Source organism: Paenibacillus jilunlii (assembly GCF_900102965.1).
Lineage (GTDB): Bacteria > Bacillota > Bacilli > Paenibacillales > Paenibacillaceae > Paenibacillus_AQ > Paenibacillus_AQ jilunlii.
In genome coordinates this window covers 12753-32037 of the sequence record NZ_FNGM01000018.1, presented here as the reverse complement: position 1 = coordinate 32037, position 19285 = coordinate 12753, and the positions used below count along the sequence as shown (strand labels likewise).

Below are 19285 nucleotides of genomic sequence, written 5' to 3'. Positions count from 1 at the left end.
AGAGCTTTAGACAGCTGAAAAGATGAAATTTGTTCCTTAAAACGGCAGGAATGCCGTTGTTAAGCCTCAGCATAGCTCTGCTTCCAGCCTGCCTTCACAGCCCGGCCTTATGTGTCCGGTATTCGGAAGGCGTGCAGAGGAACACTTTTTTGAATTGTCTGGAATAGTAATTATGGTCCCGGAATCCGCTATCCATGGCTACTTGAGAGATGGATAGTTCCGGATTGCGCAGCAATGTGCAGGAGTAGTCCAGCCGTTTGCGGATGATGTAATCCATAGGCGTCGTATGATAATTCCGGGTGAACACGCGGAGGAACTGGCGCCTGGACATATAGGCCAGATCGGCCAGATCCTGCAATGAGACAGGCTGCAAAAAATGCTCCTCAATATAGGTAATCGCCTCTCCGATCCGCAGCGCCTTGTTCTCCGTCCCGCCGCCATTCTGCCGGTAATACCGTGACAGGGTGCCGACGAGCGCGGTGAAATAGGTACGGATCATCAGCCGGTACCCGTCCGACTGCCGGTCATGCTCCTCCAGAATCCGGTCCAGCAAAAGATTCACCTCGTCCAGCTGCCTTGGCTCCAGCGAGAGCATCCCTTTGAAGAACATTTCCTTGCGGAAGAACGGCTCCAGATAGAACAAGGCCTGAAATCCCGGCAGGAGCTTCAGCTCAGGCAGCTGCAGCAGCTGATCGGGATGGAACATTACATTGACGTATTGAATATTCTGCACATTTTTGTAGCCGTGGGAGATATCGCTGTGAATAAAAAATACCTGCCCCGCAGAAACGGGATACTCCCTTCCTTCGATGATATGAATCGCACTCCCCTCCAAAATGACCACCAGCTCCGAGAAGTCATGGGAGTGAACATAATAGTCATGGGTAAGCGGGCATTTCTGAATACGGAACGTAAAGCCGGGCTCCAGTCCCAAATCCCGGGCATAAAGTTTTTTTGTCATGTCGTTATTATGCTAAATAAGGGCCTGATCGTCAAGGAACCGGCCGGCCGGATGCGCTAATCTGAAGAGGTAGATGACACAAGGTTGGAGGGTGCTTATGCAGCGTTGTTTGTACAGGGGCGAGTGCAGGGAAGGCGGAGTTCCGGAGTCTTTTTTCCGCTCCCGGCTTCCACTGCTGAATGAACGTATGGAACTGCTGGCCGTTACCCGGCTCAGCATATTTAAGGACGGCAAAGATCTGTTCCTTTATTATGAATGCGGCGGAGAGCTGCATGAACCGGAGGAGCTGTTGGCGGATACCGGGGAACTGCTCAAGGTCTGGCCGGGAGGGGAACAGCCGAGAGGGTGGGTGCCCATGATGGATATTTTTCATTATCAGCAGCCCGTTTCTGAGCAGCATTGGAAGCGCAGCCAAAATGGCAGCACACCTTATGGAAGGGTGGCGGTTTTGAAGCCGGAGCAGGTTTCAAGCTATGTCTATTACCATTATCAATATCAGGAGGAGCGTCCCGGAGACGGGGACAAGTATGGAATCATCGGGCTTCATGAGAATTTGCTGTTCTTCTATTCCGAGCTGCCCGCGACGGTGGAACCTGTGCCGTATTCCGGAAAGCTCTCAACGAATCTCAGGCCGGAGCATTGGGGGGAAGTTATGGAACCGCATTTTATCAAGTGGGGGGATGCGCTGCCTGACCAGGAAATTTGGAAAAAGCTCACTATGGTGCTAAACGCAGCCGTTCCCGCAGGTAAAAAGGAGGAGTGAACAGGATGCGCACATCGATATGTTTGAACGGGGAATGGGATTTCATGCCGCTCTATGACCAGCCCCTCTGCCGGACTCTTCCTGAGAGACTGGTGTACGAAGCACGTAAGGTACAGGTTCCTTCCAGCTGGCGCCACAGCTATCCGCAGCCATCCGGCACAAGATTCGGAGAGGTCGCAGAGCATGGCTTCGCGCCGCTGGATGTATACGGCTATCCGAGGGAATGGGATACGGCGGAGGCTGGTGTGCTGCACCGGACTTTTCAGGTGCCTGAGGTTATGCTGGGGCAGCGGGTTGTCCTGCGGTTTGATGGGATTATGCAAAAGGCGGCTGTTTATCTGGACCGCGAGCGGATCGCTGTCTGGGAGGACGGGTACCTGCCCCTGCGGCTGGATATCAGTTCATGGGTGAAGCCGGATGAGGAGCAGCACCTGCATGTGGTCTGCGGAAACTTCGATCAGACGGTGCTGCCCTCCGGGGACAGGAAGATTACGGGGCTTGTAGGCTCCTGGTTCGGCAGAATCGCAAGGGGAATATGGCAGGATGTATTCCTTGAAAGCTATCCGCTTGTAACGCTGGAGGATATTACGATCCGCACCTTCTTCCGCCAAGGCCTGCTGGAGGTGGACGCGCTTATTGGCACGGAATCCGGCAGCTCTTATACGGAACCTCTGCAGGTATTCCTTAAGGTGAACGACCGGAAACCAGGGTCGCTGCCGGTGCTTGAAGCGGAAGCTGGTGCAGAAGCCGCACCTCTGCAGGCAAGGGACGGCCGGCAATTATGCGAGAACGCGGACAACAGGGAGTGGCAGGAAGCCCGGTTTGTGCTGTCGTGGCCGGATGCCAAGCTGTGGAGCCCCGAAACTCCTAATCTGTATGAACTGGAGCTTGAGCTGCGGGCAGGAGGGGAAATTCTCGACCGCCGCACCGAAACGTTCGGCTTCCGGGAATTCTGGTGTGAAGGCCCGCAGTTTATGTTGAACGGAATTCCGATTAATCTGCGCGGGGATTCCTGGCATTTCCAGGGTGCGGCCCAGCAGACAGAAGGCTATATCCGCAATTGGTACCGCATGTGCAGACAGGCGGGTGTGAACAGCATCCGGCTGCATGCCGAGCCGTACCCCTCCGATTATTTGCGGATTGCCGATGAGGAAGGGATGCTTATTGTCGATGAAACCGCGATTTATGGCTCCAGCAAATCGATGGATGCCAATCATCCGGATTTCATAGCCAACTGCCGTGCACATGTGCAGCGGCTGGTGCAGCGTGACAAAAACCATCCTTCCGTCATCCTGTGGAGTGTGCAGAATGAGATGCGATGGGTCGACGGCCGGGACGGCTACAAGCAGCATATTCCCGGCCTGATGAAGCTGATGCGGGAGCTGGATGCCACCCGCCCAATCATGGTCGAAGGGGATAACCGGCTGCTCCCCAAGGAGCTTACGGAGGTAGAGAGCCGGCATTACAACATTGACGGCACCATCTCCCAATGGGACCGCAGCGTTCCGCTCACCTTTGGCGAGCATGGCGGCTGGTGGTACATCTGTCCGCAGAACAGCAGCATGTACGTGGGGCTTGGGGCTTACCGCGATACGGACGCGAGTGCTGCCGGTCTTGCGCAGAAGGAGCGGCTCTTCGTGGAATATGCGCGGCGCCAGGGGGTATCCGGCATCTCCACCTTCAACTTCGTCCATTATTTCATGCGGGCGATGCCGGACCGGGATATTGTTCTGCCGCCTGCCGGTCTGACGGCACCAGGACCCAAGCCTGGGCTTATTCCGGCATACTCGCTTTCACTGAACAACGGACTGCTGCCGGAGGAATATCCGGCGTATCGGGTCAACCCATCCTTCGCTATCATGGCGGAGGCGTTCAAACCGGTAACGATGATAGCTGCCGAGTATAACCGCTGCTTCTTCGACGATTCGCTGATCCGCCGGAGCTTCGATGTGTACAACGATACGCTGGCCGAACAAGCAGTGACTATAGAATGCACCGTTCAGCAGGGCGGACGTGTGGTTCACACGCTAGCCTTCAACTTCCGGCAAGAGCCTGCTGAACGGCGGTGTATCCGGCTGGAGTGGATGCCGGATTCCGTCAATGGCGAAGGGGAAGCTGTACTCGAGGCCAGGCTGTTCCATGGGGGGCAGCTGAAGCATGAGCTTAATCTTAGCTACAGGCTGCTGTCCGGCAGCTGCAAGACTGCTCCGATAGCACTTGAGCTGCCCGCTGTGTATACAGGCTCAGATAGGGACTTTGAGGTGATTAAAGCTCTGGTTCCTGGCCTGGACCGCATAGAACCTGAATCCATAGAGCAGCTGCCCGGCGGCGTTCTGCTGATTGCCGGCAGCAAAATGCCGGATAAGGACGGGGGGCTGGACCGGAAGCTGAGAGGTTTTGTGCAGCAAGGAGGCAGGCTGCTGCTGCTGGAGCAGCTTCATCTCTCCCCCGGCAGGCTTCCGCTGGTCCGCAGAGAGTTCATCCGTGCCCAGGCGGGCAGCTATGAACATCCTGTACTTCAGGGTCTTGGGGACGAGGACCTGATGTTCTGGCATGAGGAGCTCCGCGAGGAAGGGCCGCTGCCGATCATTAAGGCAGCCTTTGAGAAGCCGGTAACCGGGGATTTCACCCTGCTGCTGGAATGCAGCAGCGGTGATTTTGGTGACGGCGGTGATCTGTGGTCGCCGCTTCTGGAATACCGGAACGGTGCAGGAATGTTCCTGGCGAATCAACTGGAGATTATGGATCATCTCCACCGGATTCCCCAGGCCTGCCTGCTGCTGCGGAACCTGCTCCGCTATGCGGGCCGCGCGGTCCCCGCGGCTGCGGCACCGGTGCCCGCTGCGGTATGGGTCCGCAGCGGCAGTGCGGCGGAAGCCTTGCTCGGCAAGCTTGGCCTCAAGGGCACTTGGCTGGATAGCGCCGCCGGCTTATCCAGCCTGAGTCCCGGCCTCCTCGTGGTGGAGGCCGGGCTGCTGAACGGACCGGGCGCGGCTGAGGCCGTCCGGCAGGCTGCAAGTGCCGGCAGCAGGGTGCTGGTGCTGCCGGCAGAGCCCGGCGGGCAGGAGGCGCTGGCCCGCCTGCTGGACCGCCCCGTGCGCATCGCGCCGCACGGGACGTACCATCTGGAGGCGGACTACGCGCACGCCGCCGTCCGCGGATTCAGCCCTGTCGACCTGTTCGGGTTCGACAAGGTGTTTCTCTCGCCCCGGGATGTAGTGAACCGGGAGCTGGCCCTGCACAGGCTGGAAGTGCCGGACGCCGAGGTGCTGTGCACCAGCGTGGAGGGAACAGCCTGGAAGGACTATTTTGCCGGGCAGCACACGGCAGAATACAGCAGACTGGCGCTGGTCGAGCTGAACCGCGACAAGGCGCGTGAACCCGGAGATTTCCTGATCCGGATCGCGACAGGCGGGGGGGAGATCCTCTGCTCGCAGCTGCTCACAGACCCGGACAGCGACAAAAGCCAACGGCTCTACACCCGCCTGCTGGGAAATATGGGCGCCGCCTTCGCGGATGAGCTGCTGATCCGTGATAAAGGCGATGCGGAATGGGCAGTAGAAGCGGTAATGACGCTGCCTTGTCCGCCGTATGTGGACTATCAGGCCATGAGGGATTATTATACCGACCCCGAATTCTCCTTGAACAATCTGGGTGAGGGGCTGTACGGCTGGATGAAGAAAAAAGAACGCCGTGCAGACGGAACCCTGCTGATCCCCGGCTCGGCAGGCTGTCCGGTGTTTCTGAGCTGCTTTGTGCATCTCCCGGCACGGTCTGAGGACAGCCGTACTGGAAATGCCCGTACCGGCAGGCTGCGGGTGAAATCGGACAACGCCTTCGAGATTTATATGAACGGGGAACAGGTTGCAGCCCCGGAGAAGGAGATCGTGCTGAACAGCGGAATCAACCGGCTGATTGCCATCGTGCAGGGGGGCCGGGAGGATTTTGCCTTCGGCATGGTGTTCTTGAATAGCGACGGTACGTATATGAACGATTTGGAGTACCGGCTGACAATGGATGAGGTAGAGCCCAAGTGAGCATTTTCCAACCCTGAGAGGAGCCAAACTTATGATGAAGCAACCCGGACCCCCAAGTCCTGCCGGCCTAACCGGCTCTGAAGAGCACAAGAAGGCCGATGTGAAAACTGCAGGAGGAGCAGCGTTAGCCCGCGAACAGCAGCTTGACCAGTATTTCACGTTCCGTGATGAACTGAAGGAAGTTGAGTTCAAACGCCATGACATGCCGACACCATGGATGAACTACCTGTCCAACGGCACGTTCCACACCATGCTGTCCCATGCAGGCGGCGGGGTCGCTTTTTATAAATCGCCCCAGATCTGGCGGATTACCCGCTACCGGTTTTTCCATCTGCCGACAGACCGTTCCGGCCCTTATATTTACCTCCAGGATGCCGGAACGGGGAGCTATTGGTGTCCTACGTATGAGCCTGCCTTTCAGAAGCCGCAGGAATGGAGCAGCAGCCACGGCCTGGGGTACACCCGTTTCGAGGCTCAGGAGGATGAGGTCGCTGCGAAGACTGTCTATTTTGTCGGACCCTATGAGAACTCGCTGATCTGGAATCTGACACTGACGAACAACAGCCCGGCGGTGAAGGTGCTGAATGTGTATGCTTATGCCGAGTTCGGAATGATGGAATTTATGCGTGAGCTGCAGTGGCAGTGTTATAACAAGCACCAGGTATCCGTGCAGTATCACCCCAAGGAAGCGTTAGTCTACAAATACGGTGTCGAGAATCAGCCGAAGCCGGAGGAGACGCCGCTGGTGTACATGATGTCCGATGCACCGCTGCACAGCTATGACGGCGACCGGGAAGAATTTATCGGCAGCTACCGCAGTGAATCGAATCCCGCCGCCATTGAGCAGGGAGGCTGCACGGGCTCAACGCTCCTGGGCGGGGATCCCTGCGGTGCCCTTCAGGTACAGGTGACCCTGCAGCCCGGTGAAACCCGGACCGTGAACTTTTTTCTGGGGACGGCAATGGATGAAGCGGAGGTGGAGCGGGCCGTTGAGCATTCGCGGGAGGCGGATTTCGTCGCCCGTTCCTATGCGGCCCTTAAGGAAAATTGGGACAGTTATCTGGGCGCCTGGAATTGCGAATTGCCGGATGCGGATGCGCAGCGGATGCTCAACATCTGGAACCCGTATCAGGCCCAGCGGAACTTCCTTTTCTCACGCAATATTTCCTTTTATGCCACCGGCACCTTCCGGGGTGTAGGCTTCCGCGATACCGCGCAGGATATATTGGCCGTGGCCCCGTTTGATCCGGAGGCAGCGAAGGAGAAGGTCCGCCTGCTGCTGGGGCAGCAGTATCAGGATGGGCATGTGAACCATTATTTCTTCCCCAATGAGGGCTGGGACCCGGTGACCAGCATTCATTCCGATGACCACCTGTGGACCGCGCTTGCGGTGTGGGATATTCTCGCGGAGACCGGTGACGCCGGATTTCTGCAGGAGAGCCTGCCCTTTTATGACGGCGGCGAAGGCACACTTTATGAGCATTTGAAGCGGGCCATCGATTTTACCGCCTCCCGGCTGGGACCGAACGGCTTCCCGTTAATGCTGCGTTCGGACTGGAACGACCAGCTTTTCCGTGTATGCCGCCAGGGCAAAGGGGAGAGCATCTGGACTGCGATGCAGCTCGGGACGGTACTGCTGCGCATGAAGGATCTGGCAGCAGCTTCCGGCCATCCGGAGCATGCAGCAGGTTATGAAGCTATGTATGAGAATCAGAAGGATCTGGTGAACACTCTGGGCTGGGATGGGCAGTGGTTCCGGCGGGCAGTGATGGATGACGGGCGTTTCCTCGGCACGGACGAGCATGACGAGGCCAAAATCTGGCTCAACGCGCAAACCTGGGCCACCCTGTCCGGCATGGCCGAGCCAGACAAAGCCCTGCAGGCTATGGACAGTGTGCGTGATATTCTGGACACGGAGCTGGGCATCAAGAAGCTGCACCCTTCCATTACCACCTTTCCCGATCCTGCCGACCCGCTGACCAATTACAACAAGGGTACGGGTGAGAATGGAGCAGTCTTCTGCCATGCCAATACCTGGGCTATTATTGCGGAATGTATGCTGGGAAGAGGAGATCAGGCCTACAAATATTACCGCCAGCTGATCCCGAACGTCGCTATGGAGCGGGCCGGAATATGGCGCTATAAGGCAGAACCGTTTGTCTATGCCTCCAATCTGTTCGGGCCGGAATCCGATAAGTTCGGACTGGCCAACGTATCCTGGCTGACAGGTACGGCCGCTTGGATGTATATTGCCGCTACCCAGTATATTATGGGCATTAAGCCTGTCCTGGCGGGGCTGTCCATTGATCCGTGTATTCCCTCGGAGTGGGAAGGCTTCAAGGTGACCCGGAGATTCCGCGGCTGCCTCTACGAGATTTCTGTAACCAACAGCTCACATAGCTGCAAAGGTGTGAAGGAAATCCGTGTTGACGGCCAGCGGCTGGAAGGCAACGTAGTGCCTGCCTACCCGGAAAAAGCTACGGTTAAGGTAGAGGTTATCCTGTAGTCTCATAAGTTAAAGAAGATATTTAAGCATAAGGTAACGTGAGGTATCCCGGCAGCCATCTATCTACTGTCCGGGATGCTTTTTTGGTGTTTAATAATTTTCTACTATAGTGGACTATGGGGTGTTGTAGGGAAGTCAAGTGGAATTAGTAGACTTAAAATGGCTGCAAAAGCTTTCTGAAGACAGAATAGTGGAAAAAGTATACTTAATTCAAGCGAAGTCAGCGTTAAGAGTACGAATCGGCCAGATTAAAGCTACTTTTTCCAACTAACGCTTGTTCGGAAGAGGGAAGTGGAGAAATTAAGTTTATTTTTTCCACTAGGGCTAGTCCCCTGTTTACTTTTTCGCGGATCATGGTATATTATAGCTACAAGTTGCACTGAGGAAATAAATTTGTACAATTGCAACAACGATTATCATTCTCATTTACCATGCTGTCCCGGCTGAGCCGGGGCAGCATGTGTCATTTTAAGGGCCTTAATAATGGCTCTCATTATCAGTCGGGACATGGTTATTCCCAGTCAGCATGTATTGTCATCAGGAGACAATACGAAGTATTTCTCAAGCATTTGTTTCCCCAAGCAATTTCCGAAAATGAATCAGGAGAGTGATTACCTATGCATGCTACATCCAAACAATTGCCTAAATCCCTGGCGCGTGAAGGCAGCGCCCAGCAGCCTCGCACGCCGCGTCCGCGCCGGTTCGATCCCAAGGCAATGCTCAGCAATTCCGAAATGCAGGCAGCACTTGGCAGTGGGCTGCTCCTGCTTATTGCCTGGGCTGTCAGCGGCTGGTCGGAGATTTTCTCCATCGTGCTGTACATTGTTTCCTACTCGGTAGGCGGCTGGATCAAGGCGAAGGAAGGCGTCGAGACGCTGTTCAAGGAACGGGACCTGGACGTGAACCTGCTGATGATTGCCGCCGCGCTGGGCGCAGCTTCAATCGGGTATTGGAACGAAGGTGCAATGCTGATCTTTATCTTTGCACTGAGCGGAGCACTGGAGAGTTATACGATGGAACGCAGCAAAAAAGATATCTCGTCGCTCATGGCCCTGAAGCCGGCCACCGCTGTGCGGATTGAAAAGGGGGTCATGAGCGAGGTTGCGATTGATCTGCTCGCGGTCGGCGACCAGCTGCTTGTGCGTCCGGGAGAGATTATCCCGGCAGACGGCACCATCTACCGTGGGGAATCCGCAGTTAACCAGGCCTCCATTACGGGCGAATCCCTGCCTGTAGAAAAAAGTGCCGGCAGCGAAATGTTTGCCGGAACCATCAATGGAGAAGGCCCTTTGTATATAGAAGTGACCAAGTCGGCGGAGAACACTCTTTTTGCCAAAATCATCAGGATGGTTGAAGAAGCGGAAGCCGAGGTGCCGGAATCACAGCGCTTCATCAAGCGGCTGGAGTCGGTTTATGCCCGGGTAGTGGTTGCCGCGACAATAGCTCTGATTGCACTGCCGCCATTTATGCTGGACTTGAGCTGGAGTGCAGCTTTTTATAAAGCAATGGTGTTTCTTGTAGTGGCTTCACCCTGTGCATTGGTGTCTTCCATCATGCCGGCCATGCTGTCGGCCATCTCCAAAAGCGCGCGTAAAGGCATTCTCTTCAAAGGCGGCGTCCATTTGGAGAATATGGCGAAAACCTCGGTGGTGGCTTTTGACAAGACGGGGACACTGACGGAGGGACTTCCGCAGGTGACTGATTTTATTGCCGGCAAAGGATATGACCGGAATGAACTGCTGGCAGTCAGCGCCTCGATTGAGAAGCTGTCCCGGCATCCGCTGGCGGAAGCGATCGTGCGCAAGGCCGGGGAGGAGCGCCTTGTGCTGCATGTAATTGAAGAAAGCACATCTGTTACTGGCTGGGGGATTGAAGGGCTGATCGATGGGCGGTTGTGGAGAATCGGCAAGTCCAATCTTCTGGATGAACGGAATGAGGGCGGTGATGAGCAGTGGAAATCGCTGCGGCAGCAGTTGGAGAAAGAAGGCAAGACGGTGTCGCTGATTCTCGACGGCGGAAATATTGCAGGAATGATTGCGTTGCAGGATACGGTGCGTCCGCAGGCCATCGCGGCGGTTCACAAGCTTCAGGAACTGGGTGTAAAAGTAGCCATGCTGACCGGTGACCGCGCGGCGACGGCAGAAGTGATTGCCGGGCAGACCGGTGTAGACTTGGTGTTTGCAGGACTGCTCCCTGAGGATAAAGTAACACATATCAAAGCGCTGCGTGAGCAATACGGGAATGTGGTTATGGTGGGCGATGGGGTGAATGATGCCCCCGCACTGGCCACAGCGACAGTCGGCATAGGGATGGGCATGAAGGGCAGCGGTGCAGCCCTGGAGATTGCCGATGTCGTGCTGATGAACGACAATATTGAAGAGATTGCCTCCACAATTACCCTGGCCCGCCGCTCGCAGCGGATCGTGAAGCAGAATATGATTTTTGCCGTGACGGTGATTGCAACATTGATGCTGAGTAACTTTTTGCAGGGGATTGCCCTTCCGTTCGGTGTTGTTGGCCATGAAGGCAGCACGATCCTGGTAATCCTCAATGGACTGAGACTATTGCGGTGAGAACGCAGGTTCCAATACTTTTTGACGATTTTGCAAATTTAATTGTTCAAAATTGAATTGTTCACAAAATGGAGCGATTACATTGTGTCTGGCGTATTGACAGATTCGCTTGAGGTGAGCATAATTAGTACTACATTATAATAATTTTAATTAAGGAAATATAAACCGGCATCATAGCCGTTCATCTCAAGGAGGATATAGTCATGTATAAATCAATTATTATCGGTACCGGACCTGCCGGATTGACTGCAGCCATCTACTTGGCCCGGGCCAATCTGAACCCGTTGGTTATTGAAGGTCCTCAGCCGGGAGGCCAGCTTACCACAACTACTGAAGTAGAGAACTTTCCGGGGTTTCCTGACGGGATCATGGGCCCGGAACTGATGGACAATATGCGCAAGCAGGCTGAACGCTTCGGCGCCAAGTTTGTGACAGGCTGGGTCAACAGTGTAGAACTGGGCGAGCGTCCATTTAAGCTGAATGTGGAAGGAATGGGCGAGCTGACTACGGATACCTTGATTCTGTCGACGGGTGCAACGGCTAAATACCTGGGTATTCCAGGTGAGCAGGACAACATCGGACGCGGTGTCAGCACTTGTGCGACCTGCGATGGCTTTTTCTTCCGCGGCAAGGAGATCGTAGTGGTTGGCGGCGGCGATTCAGCGCTTGAAGAAGCAGGCTTTCTGACCCGTTTTGCTTCCAAAGTAACCCTTGTTCACCGCCGTGAAGAACTGCGTGCCTCCAAAATCATGCAGGACCGCGTCCGCGACAACGAAAAGGTTGCCTGGAGCCTCAACCGCACTCCGCTGGAAGTGACTTCCGGCGACAGAGGCGTGAACGGCATTAAGGTGCTTAACAATGTGACCGGAGAAGAAGAGTTCATTGAAGCCAGCGGTGTATTTGTCGCTATCGGGCATCACCCGAACACAGCCTTCCTGGGCGGACAGATTACAACAGATGCGAATGGCTATATCGTGACGAATCCAGGCACCTCGGAAACCAATATTCCCGGCGTATTCGCCTGCGGAGATGTGCAGGATACCCGTTACAAACAAGCGATTACCGCAGCAGGCAGCGGATGTATGGCTGCTATGGATGCCGAGAAGTACATTGAGAGCCTGGAGCACAGCGCGGTTATTCTGTAACCCTTGCTTGGTATAGCAGGCACTGCGGTGTTACAATATAAGGAACAGAAGCGAAGTGGAAAAAGTAAAACTAAATCGCTGAAATCCGGGCTACTGAAGGTTTTAGTGGGATTTTGTACATCTAATTCGTGCATATTTATCCCATGTGGCCGCTTTCAGCCGGATTAGTGGTATTTTTTCCCGCATAGGATACTCCATAAGCTGAATGAGTCCGATTAGTGATCCTTTTTCCACTAATGATGGCTGCCCTCTTCATCAAATTTACAAGTTCAATCTGTATAGCTATGCTTCCGAAGCCGGTTTTGCACGAAGCTGGGTGCTGGAAGTAACGCTCACGAAACTTAGAGTATGCTTCCGAGGCGAGTTTTGCACGAAGCCGATTTAGGAAGTAACGCTCACAAAACTTTTAGGAGGAGATTTTACTATGGATAATGTAATTGTGTACACTTCAACCAACTGTCCGCATTGCCGTCAGGTCAAAAGCTTCCTGAGCGAAAAGGGCATCTCCTACGAGGAGCGCAACATTGAACAAAATGATGATTATGCCCAGCAGGTGTGGGATATGGGGATGAGAGCAGTGCCGGTCACCGTCATTGGCGACTTCAAGATTGTCGGCATGAACAAAACTCAATTCGACAAGGCATTGGCGAACGTATAATCATTCCACTATATAGCATGCATTGGGAAAAAGGCTGCTTCCTACCGGAAGCGGTCTTTTCTTTCTCAAAATATAAGAAGCGGATTGCTTCATGCTGTTTAGTATTCCTTGTATTTTTGCTGAAAGGAGCTGGGACACTTGTTAATGAGCTTAAAGAATTATTGGGACAGAGATGCGGTAGAACGGCTGCTGGCAGAGTGTATGTGCGCCGGGGCGGCAGAGGTCGCAGAAGAAGTGGACCGGTATCTTACCGGGGGCTCCCGGGATTTGCTGGGCACCTTTGTAAATGGCGAATTGGCCGGTGTGGTTGGCATCCTTCATGAACCGGGAGAGGCGATGGAACTCCTGCATATAGCCGTACAAGCGCGCTTGCGGGGCCGGGGGATTGGCCGGGCGATGGTTGAAGAGCTCCGAAGATGCAAAGGGAATGATATGCTGCGGGCGGAAACGGACCTTGATGGCGTGGGCTTTTACAGAAAAAGCGGATTTGTGGTCACCAGCCTCGGCGAAAAATATCCGGGCGTGGAGCGCTTCAACTGTGTTCTGCCGGTCAGCAGCCAAGCGGAATATGCGCTTTGATTTCATGTAGTTAAGTTTTATATACTCTGTACTCTTACCGTTGTGAACATTAATTGTCATAGGATTGCAAACTTGGCCGGTGCTCATCGCCGGGATGAGGAATGGAGACAGCTGCGGAGTGGAAGCGGACAGAGAAGACATTATTTTGTGAAAAAGCTGAGTTCCCGGAGTTTCCGTAATAATTCGGACTCGTTATATCATTGATTCAAGATAGAATGAGGCAGAATTGGTCATTTAGCGGATTCTGTGTCCGGTTGAGCTGCTGAATCGCCTGATTGGCCTCAATAACGGATCTCTTGTCCGCATCACCTGCGCAACGGGATAAGCATCTTTTGAACATAACGGCAAAACTGCCGTTGTTGGGACCCCGGCGACAGGTAAGCTCTGAAACAACGGCAAAACTGCCGTTGTTGGAGCCCCGTCGGCAGGTAAGCTCCGAAATAACGGCAAAACTGCCGTTGTTGGAGCCCCGTCGACAGGTAAGCTCTGAAACAACGGCAAAACTGCCGTTGTTGGAGCCCCGTCGGCAGGTAAGCTCCGAAATAACGGCAAAACTGCCGTTGTTGGAGCCCCGTCGGCAGGTAAGCTCTGAAACAACGGCAAAACTGCCGTTGTTGGAGCCGTCAGCCTCAGTGGTGCTGAAGCCTTGCGCCCTTGCTGCCCAGACCTTTTGACTGAAGCGTTGGGCTTCGGTCTATTTGTGCATAGGTGATGTATTTGCAAGCTTAAGTAAAGTACATAATGATTTGAAAAAGGGCATACACGGCAATTCCGCCGGCAATGAGCAGCAGTCCCGATTTCTTCCTCGACTGGAACAGCCGGAGAACGCCGAGGCTGATGAGTGGAGCGATGATGAGCAGCAGCAGCAGCACAGTGATGAACATCTGCGCCGAAATATCAGACGTATCAACATAGGTCATGGACTCTCTCCGTTCAGAAAAAGGGGTATGGTGACATTTATCACACTTTTATCCCTTATTATATAGGATTGATCTTCCTTTGACTGTACCTGATTCTTCCGTAATTGCGGCGAATTTACGTCAATTTGCTCTAGAGCGTCACGCGGATGTTCCCAAGGAAATGCATCACTGCCGAAAAGCCTGCCCCAATCATGGTTCCCCGGCTCCCCAGCCGGGAGAAGGTGATTTCGAGCTGCTGTTTATGATATGGAAGCGTCCGCTCGGCAACCACTCTGCGCAGTGGCTCGCCGAGCCAAGGCTCGGCTTCGGACAGGGCACCGCCGATCACAATCAGCTCGGGGTTGAAGCTATTGATCAGATTGGTTACCCCAATACCGAGATATTCACCGATGGTTGTGAAATGGCGCAGCGTGTCCTCCTGTCCCTCGCGTGCATACCGGACCAGCTCGGTTGTACTGCGGGCGGGGAGAGCCAGCCCGGGATTGTCATAGGTTCTCTCCGAGGCGTATAGCTCCCAGCATCCCCGGCTGCCGCAGCTGCAGGGTTTCCCTTCGGCCTCTATGGTCATATGGCCGGTCTCCCCGGCATAGCCCCGTGCCCCCTTGTACAGCTCTCCGCCAATAATAATTCCAGAACCAATCCCCGAACCTGCACTGATGTAGAGCAGATGGCGCACATCGCGCGCTGCGCCGAAATTCAGTTCCCCTTGTGCTCCCGCGTTAGCCTCGTTGTCAATGGTGACCGGGACCGCGAATGACTGCTCCAGAATGGCCCGCAGATCAACCATTTCCCAGCCCAGATTGGGCGCGAACAGCACCATGCCGTGCTCATCAACCATTCCCGGCACACCTACCCCAATCCCAACAATGCCGTAAGGCGAGGAGGGAGCGGATGCAATCAGCGCTGAAATAATCCCCTTCATTTTCTCCAGGACATAAGGCAGATCGTGGACTTCCAGCGGGCAGTCCAATTCCAGAAGAGTGCTGCCCCCCAAATCGCACAGCACTGCCTTCAACTGCTTCACCTGCAGCTCGATGCCGATTACACTGCCCGCCATGCTGTTGAAATGCAGCATCAGCGGCTTGCGGCCGCCGCTCGATTCTCCCGGTCCGGCCTCGGTAACCAGCTCCTGTCCGCAAAGCTCAGCGACGAGATTGGAGACGGTGGCCTTGTTCAGCCCCGTCATTTCGGATACCCGGGCCCGGGATACCGGAGAGTGCTTGCGAATCGTATGTAAAATAATCGATTTGTTGATTTTTTTGACCAGGGCCTGATCACCGGTAACCTTCACGTATTACACTTCCTTCTTGGCAACGTTCTCATGTACAGTATGCCACTTAGTCTAGTGTGATGTTCGGCAAAATGCAACAGGCAAGCGCTATATGAATTGAAATAGTGAACTTGAAGGCTTGTGAACGCAATGAAGCTCAGAAGGAGCTGAGGCTAAGTGGAAAAAGTAAAACTAATTCGCTGAAATCCTGGCTACTGAAGGGTTTAGTGGGATTTTGTACACCTAATTCAGGCTTATTCATCCCATATGGCCGCTTTCAGCCGGATTAGAGGTACTTTTTCCCACATAGTATCCTCCATAAGCCGAATAAGTCTGCTTAGTGAACCTTTTTCCCACTTTGATGACTGCCCGCTTCATCGAATTTACAAGTTCAATCTATATATAGGCATCTTTAATCTGCAAGGGTTCCGTAACTGGACACGGTGAGGGAGAAGCACAATTGAGAGTCTACCAGCCGCCGGACTGCAAGTCTTGTTGCAGCAGACGCATAGCGAGCGGTGCTCAGGGGTACTTTATGTTCATGATTAGCAGGCAGTCTGAAGAGAGAATTGCGTAATTGAAGGAACTGGCCGGAGGTCATACCAGCTGAAAATAAAGTTGCAAAAAAACTTTGTTTAACCAATATACAAAGTCAAAAAGATGTGTTAAGATGATGCTGTAAACGCTTGCGGGCGAAGCAAAATATCGAGGAGGATAACACAATGGCTTATTTTGAATCAGTAGGCAAGATCTCTTACGAGGGAAGCCGTTCCACCAACCCTTATGCATTCAAATTCTACAACCCGAAAGAAATCGTAGCCGGCAAAACGATGGAAGAGCACCTGAAGTTTGCAATGGCTTATTGGCATACACTAACCGCTGGCGGTTCCGATCCGTTCGGCGCAGAAACTGCAGTCCGCACTTGGGATAAGCTCGGCACTTTGGACAAAGCGAAAGCCCGTGCAGAAGCAGCTTTTGAATTCATGGAGAAGATGGACCTTCATTACTACTGCTTCCATGATGTGGACATCGCTCCTGAAGGCGCATCTTTGCGTGAATTCTACAGCAACATCGATACTATCGTAGATATCCTTGAACAAGGCATGAAGGCTTCCGGCAAAAAATTGCTGTGGAACACTGCCAACATGTTCACCAATCCGCGCTACATGCACGGTGCAGGCTCCACCTGCAATGCTGATGTATACGCACACGCTGCTGCACAAGTGAAGAAAGGCCTGGAAGTGGGTAAACGTCTGGGCGCAGACAACTATGTATTCTGGGGCGGACGTGAAGGCTACGAAACACTGCTCAATACCGATATGAGCCTTGAACAGGACAACATTGCCCGCCTGTTCAGCATGGCTGTAGATTATGCCAAGGAAATCGGCTTCGACGGCCAATTCCTGATCGAACCTAAACCAAAAGAGCCTACCAAACACCAATATGACTTCGATGCAGCAACAACGATTGCGTTCCTGCAGAAATATAATCTCGACAAGCACTTCAAGCTGAACCTTGAAGCCAACCATGCGACACTTGCCGGCCATACTTTCGAGCATGAGCTGCGCGTAGCCCGCATCAACGGCATGCTGGGATCCCTGGATGCCAACCAGGGCGATCCATTGCTCGGCTGGGATACCGATGAATTCCCTGCAAGCATTTATGATGCTACCCTGACGCTGTATGAAGTGTTGAAGAACGATGGGCTTGGCAAAGGCGGAATCAACTTCGACTCCAAAGTACGCCGTCCTTCCTTTGAGCCTGAGGATCTGTTCCTGGCGCACATCTCCGGTATGGACATTTATGCCAAAGGCCTGAAAGTGGCTGCCAAGCTGCTTGAAGACCGCGTATTTGAGAACTTCATCGATAAACGCTACAGCAGCTTCACTGAAGGCGTTGGCGCTGACATCGTATCCGGCAAAGCCACTCTGGCTTCACTGGCTGACTACGCGCTGAACAATGAGAATCCGCGCAAGAATGAGTCGGGACGTCAAGAACTGCTGAGAGCTACACTCAACCAATATATCCTTGCTGAGCAATAAGAGTGGGACTTAGGTCAAGCCTGAACGATTAACGCGGGCGGGGGTTGCTGAAGAGAGCATTCTTCGGCAGCCCTTTTTTGACGAATAGAGAGGCAATGCTTCATATAACTAAGCAAATGCTTACGAAGCGAGTTTTGCTTGGAGTCATTTCAGGGAGCAGAAGCTCGCAAAACTTTTAGGAGGATAACTATGAAATATGTAATCGGCGTTGATCTTGGGACCAGTGCGGTAAAGACAGTATTGGTAGATCCGCAGGGAAAGGTGGCCTTTGAGCATTCCGAATCGTATCCCTTAAGCCGCCCGCAGCCGAACTGGAGCGAGCAGAATCCTGAGGATTGGGTACAGGGCACGCTGGTCAGCTTGCGCCGTCTGATCGAAGTATCAGGTGTGGACCCTTCACAGGTAGACGGCATCAGCTTTTCCGGACAGATGCACGGGCTGGTGCTGGTGGACCGCGAAGGCAAACCGCTGCGCCCAGCCATTCTCTGGAACGATACCCGGACTACGGCGCAGTGCCGGAAGATTGAGAAGACACTTGGCAGCAAGCTGATTGAGATTGCCAGAAACCGTGCACTGGAAGGCTTCACGCTGCCTAAGATTCTGTGGGTGCAGGAGAATGAGCCTGAGGTGCTGGCACAGGCTGAGCTGTTCCTGCTGCCGAAGGATTATGTGCGCTACCGGCTGACGGGTGACTATGCCATGGATTATTCCGATGCGGCAGGCACGCTGCTGCTGGATGTGGGCGCCAAAACCTGGAGTGCGGAAATTGCAGAGGCCTTCGGGTTGCCTGTCACACTCTGTCCGAAGCTTGTGGAATCATTTGATCTGACCGGCACCCTGCTGCCCGAGATTGCCGAAGCCTCCGGCTTGCTGCCTTCTACCAAAGTGTTCGCCGGCGGCGCAGACAACGCTTGCGGCGCACTGGGTGCCGGTATTCTTGGCGAAGGCCGGACCATGTGCAGCATCGGCACCTCCGGTGTGGTGCTGTCTTATGAGAGCAATAAGGACCTGAACCTTGAAGGGAAGGTGCACTTCTTCAACCACGGGGAGAAGGATGCCTATTATATTATGGGTGTTACGCTGGCTGCCGGTTACAGCCTTACCTGGTTCAAGGAAACCTTTGCCGGGGACAAAAGCTTTGATGAGCTGCTTCAAGGCGTAGATTCCATTCCGGCCGGCAGCGGCGGCCTGTTGTTCACGCCGTATATTGTCGGTGAACGCACCCCGCATCCGGACCCGAATATCCGCGGCAGCTTTACCGGCATAGATGCCGGCCATACGCTGGCCCACTTCACCCGTTCGGTGCTGGAAGGGATTACGTTCTCGCTGCGTGAATCTATTGATATCGTGCGTGATTCCGGCAAGGAAATTACCGAAGTGGTAGCCATCGGCGGCGGTGCCAAAAATGAAGCCTGGCTGCAGATGCAGGCGGATATCTTCAATGCCTCGATCATCAAGCTGGAGAGCGAGCAGGGACCGGCTATGGGTGCGGCAATGCTTGCAGCTTACGGCAGCGGCTGGTTTGCCTCCCTGAGTGAATGCGCAGAAGCCTTCATCCGTACTGCGGAAGTGTACAAACCCAATGCGCAGCAGGCTGAAGTCTATGACGGATTGTTTCATCTCTATCAGCAGGTATACGGCCAAACCCGTGAACTAAACGACAAACTGGCGGCTTACCGGAAATAGTTTCCCGCGTGCTGTAATGGCTGCTTCACTTTATCCCCAAGAGCCTTTCGCTACGCGCGGAGGGCTTTTTGTTGCCGTTTTCATCGAATTTCTGTAATGTATGTGTATTCCAAGGGAGTAGCCTTACCGGGAAAAAGAGGGTCAG

12 protein-coding genes are annotated in these 19285 nt (G+C 54.0%); 9 read left to right on the top strand and 3 right to left on the bottom strand.

Going from position 1 to position 19285, the window contains the following annotated elements:
* Positions 1 to 94: 94 nt before the first annotated feature.
* A complete protein-coding gene (locus BLQ82_RS24405) occupies positions 95 to 961 on the bottom strand; it encodes an AraC family transcriptional regulator (protein ID WP_062522899.1) in 867 nt (288 codons plus the stop codon).
* 97 nt (positions 962 to 1058) lie between these two features.
* On the opposite strand from BLQ82_RS24405, the gene BLQ82_RS24400 reads away from it, so the two are divergent.
* From BLQ82_RS24400 to BLQ82_RS24370, 7 genes are all read left to right on the top strand, one after another.
* Positions 1059 to 1724, top strand: coding sequence for a hypothetical protein (locus BLQ82_RS24400; protein WP_062522901.1), 666 nt, complete (start codon positions 1059 to 1061; stop codon positions 1722 to 1724).
* Positions 1725 to 1729: 5 nt separating this feature from the next.
* Positions 1730 to 5761 carry a glycoside hydrolase family 2 gene (locus BLQ82_RS24395; RefSeq protein WP_074648600.1) on the top strand — a complete coding sequence of 1344 codons (4032 nt, stop codon included), beginning with the start codon at positions 1730 to 1732 and terminating at the stop codon, positions 5759 to 5761.
* A 31-nt stretch (positions 5762 to 5792) separates the two neighbouring features.
* Positions 5793 to 8267, top strand: a complete 2475-nt coding sequence (locus tag BLQ82_RS24390) for a GH36-type glycosyl hydrolase domain-containing protein (protein ID WP_062522905.1) — start codon at positions 5793 to 5795, stop codon at positions 8265 to 8267.
* Positions 8268 to 8884: 617 nt separating this feature from the next.
* Complete coding sequence (locus tag BLQ82_RS24385; protein WP_062522907.1) at positions 8885 to 10840, top strand: heavy metal translocating P-type ATPase; 1956 nt, start codon at positions 8885 to 8887, stop codon at positions 10838 to 10840.
* Between the two features lie 203 nt (positions 10841 to 11043).
* The gene (trxB, locus tag BLQ82_RS24380; RefSeq protein WP_062522909.1) at positions 11044 to 11985 is read left to right on the top strand and encodes a thioredoxin-disulfide reductase; all 942 of its coding nucleotides are present in this window, start codon (positions 11044 to 11046) and stop codon (positions 11983 to 11985) included.
* A gap of 424 nt (positions 11986 to 12409) precedes the next feature.
* The gene (locus BLQ82_RS24375) at positions 12410 to 12643 is read left to right on the top strand and encodes a glutaredoxin family protein (RefSeq protein ID WP_062522911.1); all 234 of its coding nucleotides are present in this window, start codon (positions 12410 to 12412) and stop codon (positions 12641 to 12643) included.
* Between the two features lie 144 nt (positions 12644 to 12787).
* Complete coding sequence (locus BLQ82_RS24370; protein WP_062522914.1) at positions 12788 to 13222, top strand: GNAT family N-acetyltransferase; 435 nt, start codon at positions 12788 to 12790, stop codon at positions 13220 to 13222.
* A gap of 725 nt (positions 13223 to 13947) precedes the next feature.
* Here BLQ82_RS24370 and BLQ82_RS24360 read toward each other — a convergent pair.
* On the bottom strand, positions 13948 to 14142 hold the full coding sequence (locus BLQ82_RS24360; protein ID WP_025705012.1) for a hypothetical protein: 195 nt from the start codon (positions 14140 to 14142) through the stop codon (positions 13948 to 13950).
* A 130-nt stretch (positions 14143 to 14272) separates the two neighbouring features.
* The gene (locus BLQ82_RS24355) at positions 14273 to 15433 is read right to left on the bottom strand and encodes an ROK family transcriptional regulator (protein ID WP_062522916.1); all 1161 of its coding nucleotides are present in this window, start codon (positions 15431 to 15433) and stop codon (positions 14273 to 14275) included.
* Between the two features lie 701 nt (positions 15434 to 16134).
* Between BLQ82_RS24355 and xylA the strand changes: the two genes are divergently transcribed.
* Positions 16135 to 17454 (top strand): xylose isomerase, encoded by a 1320-nt coding sequence (gene xylA, locus BLQ82_RS24350; RefSeq protein WP_062522918.1) that lies wholly within the window; start codon positions 16135 to 16137, stop codon positions 17452 to 17454.
* A gap of 189 nt (positions 17455 to 17643) precedes the next feature.
* Positions 17644 to 19140, top strand: coding sequence for a xylulokinase (gene xylB, locus BLQ82_RS24345; RefSeq protein ID WP_062522920.1), 1497 nt, complete (start codon positions 17644 to 17646; stop codon positions 19138 to 19140).
* The last annotated feature ends 145 nt before the right edge of the window (positions 19141 to 19285 follow it).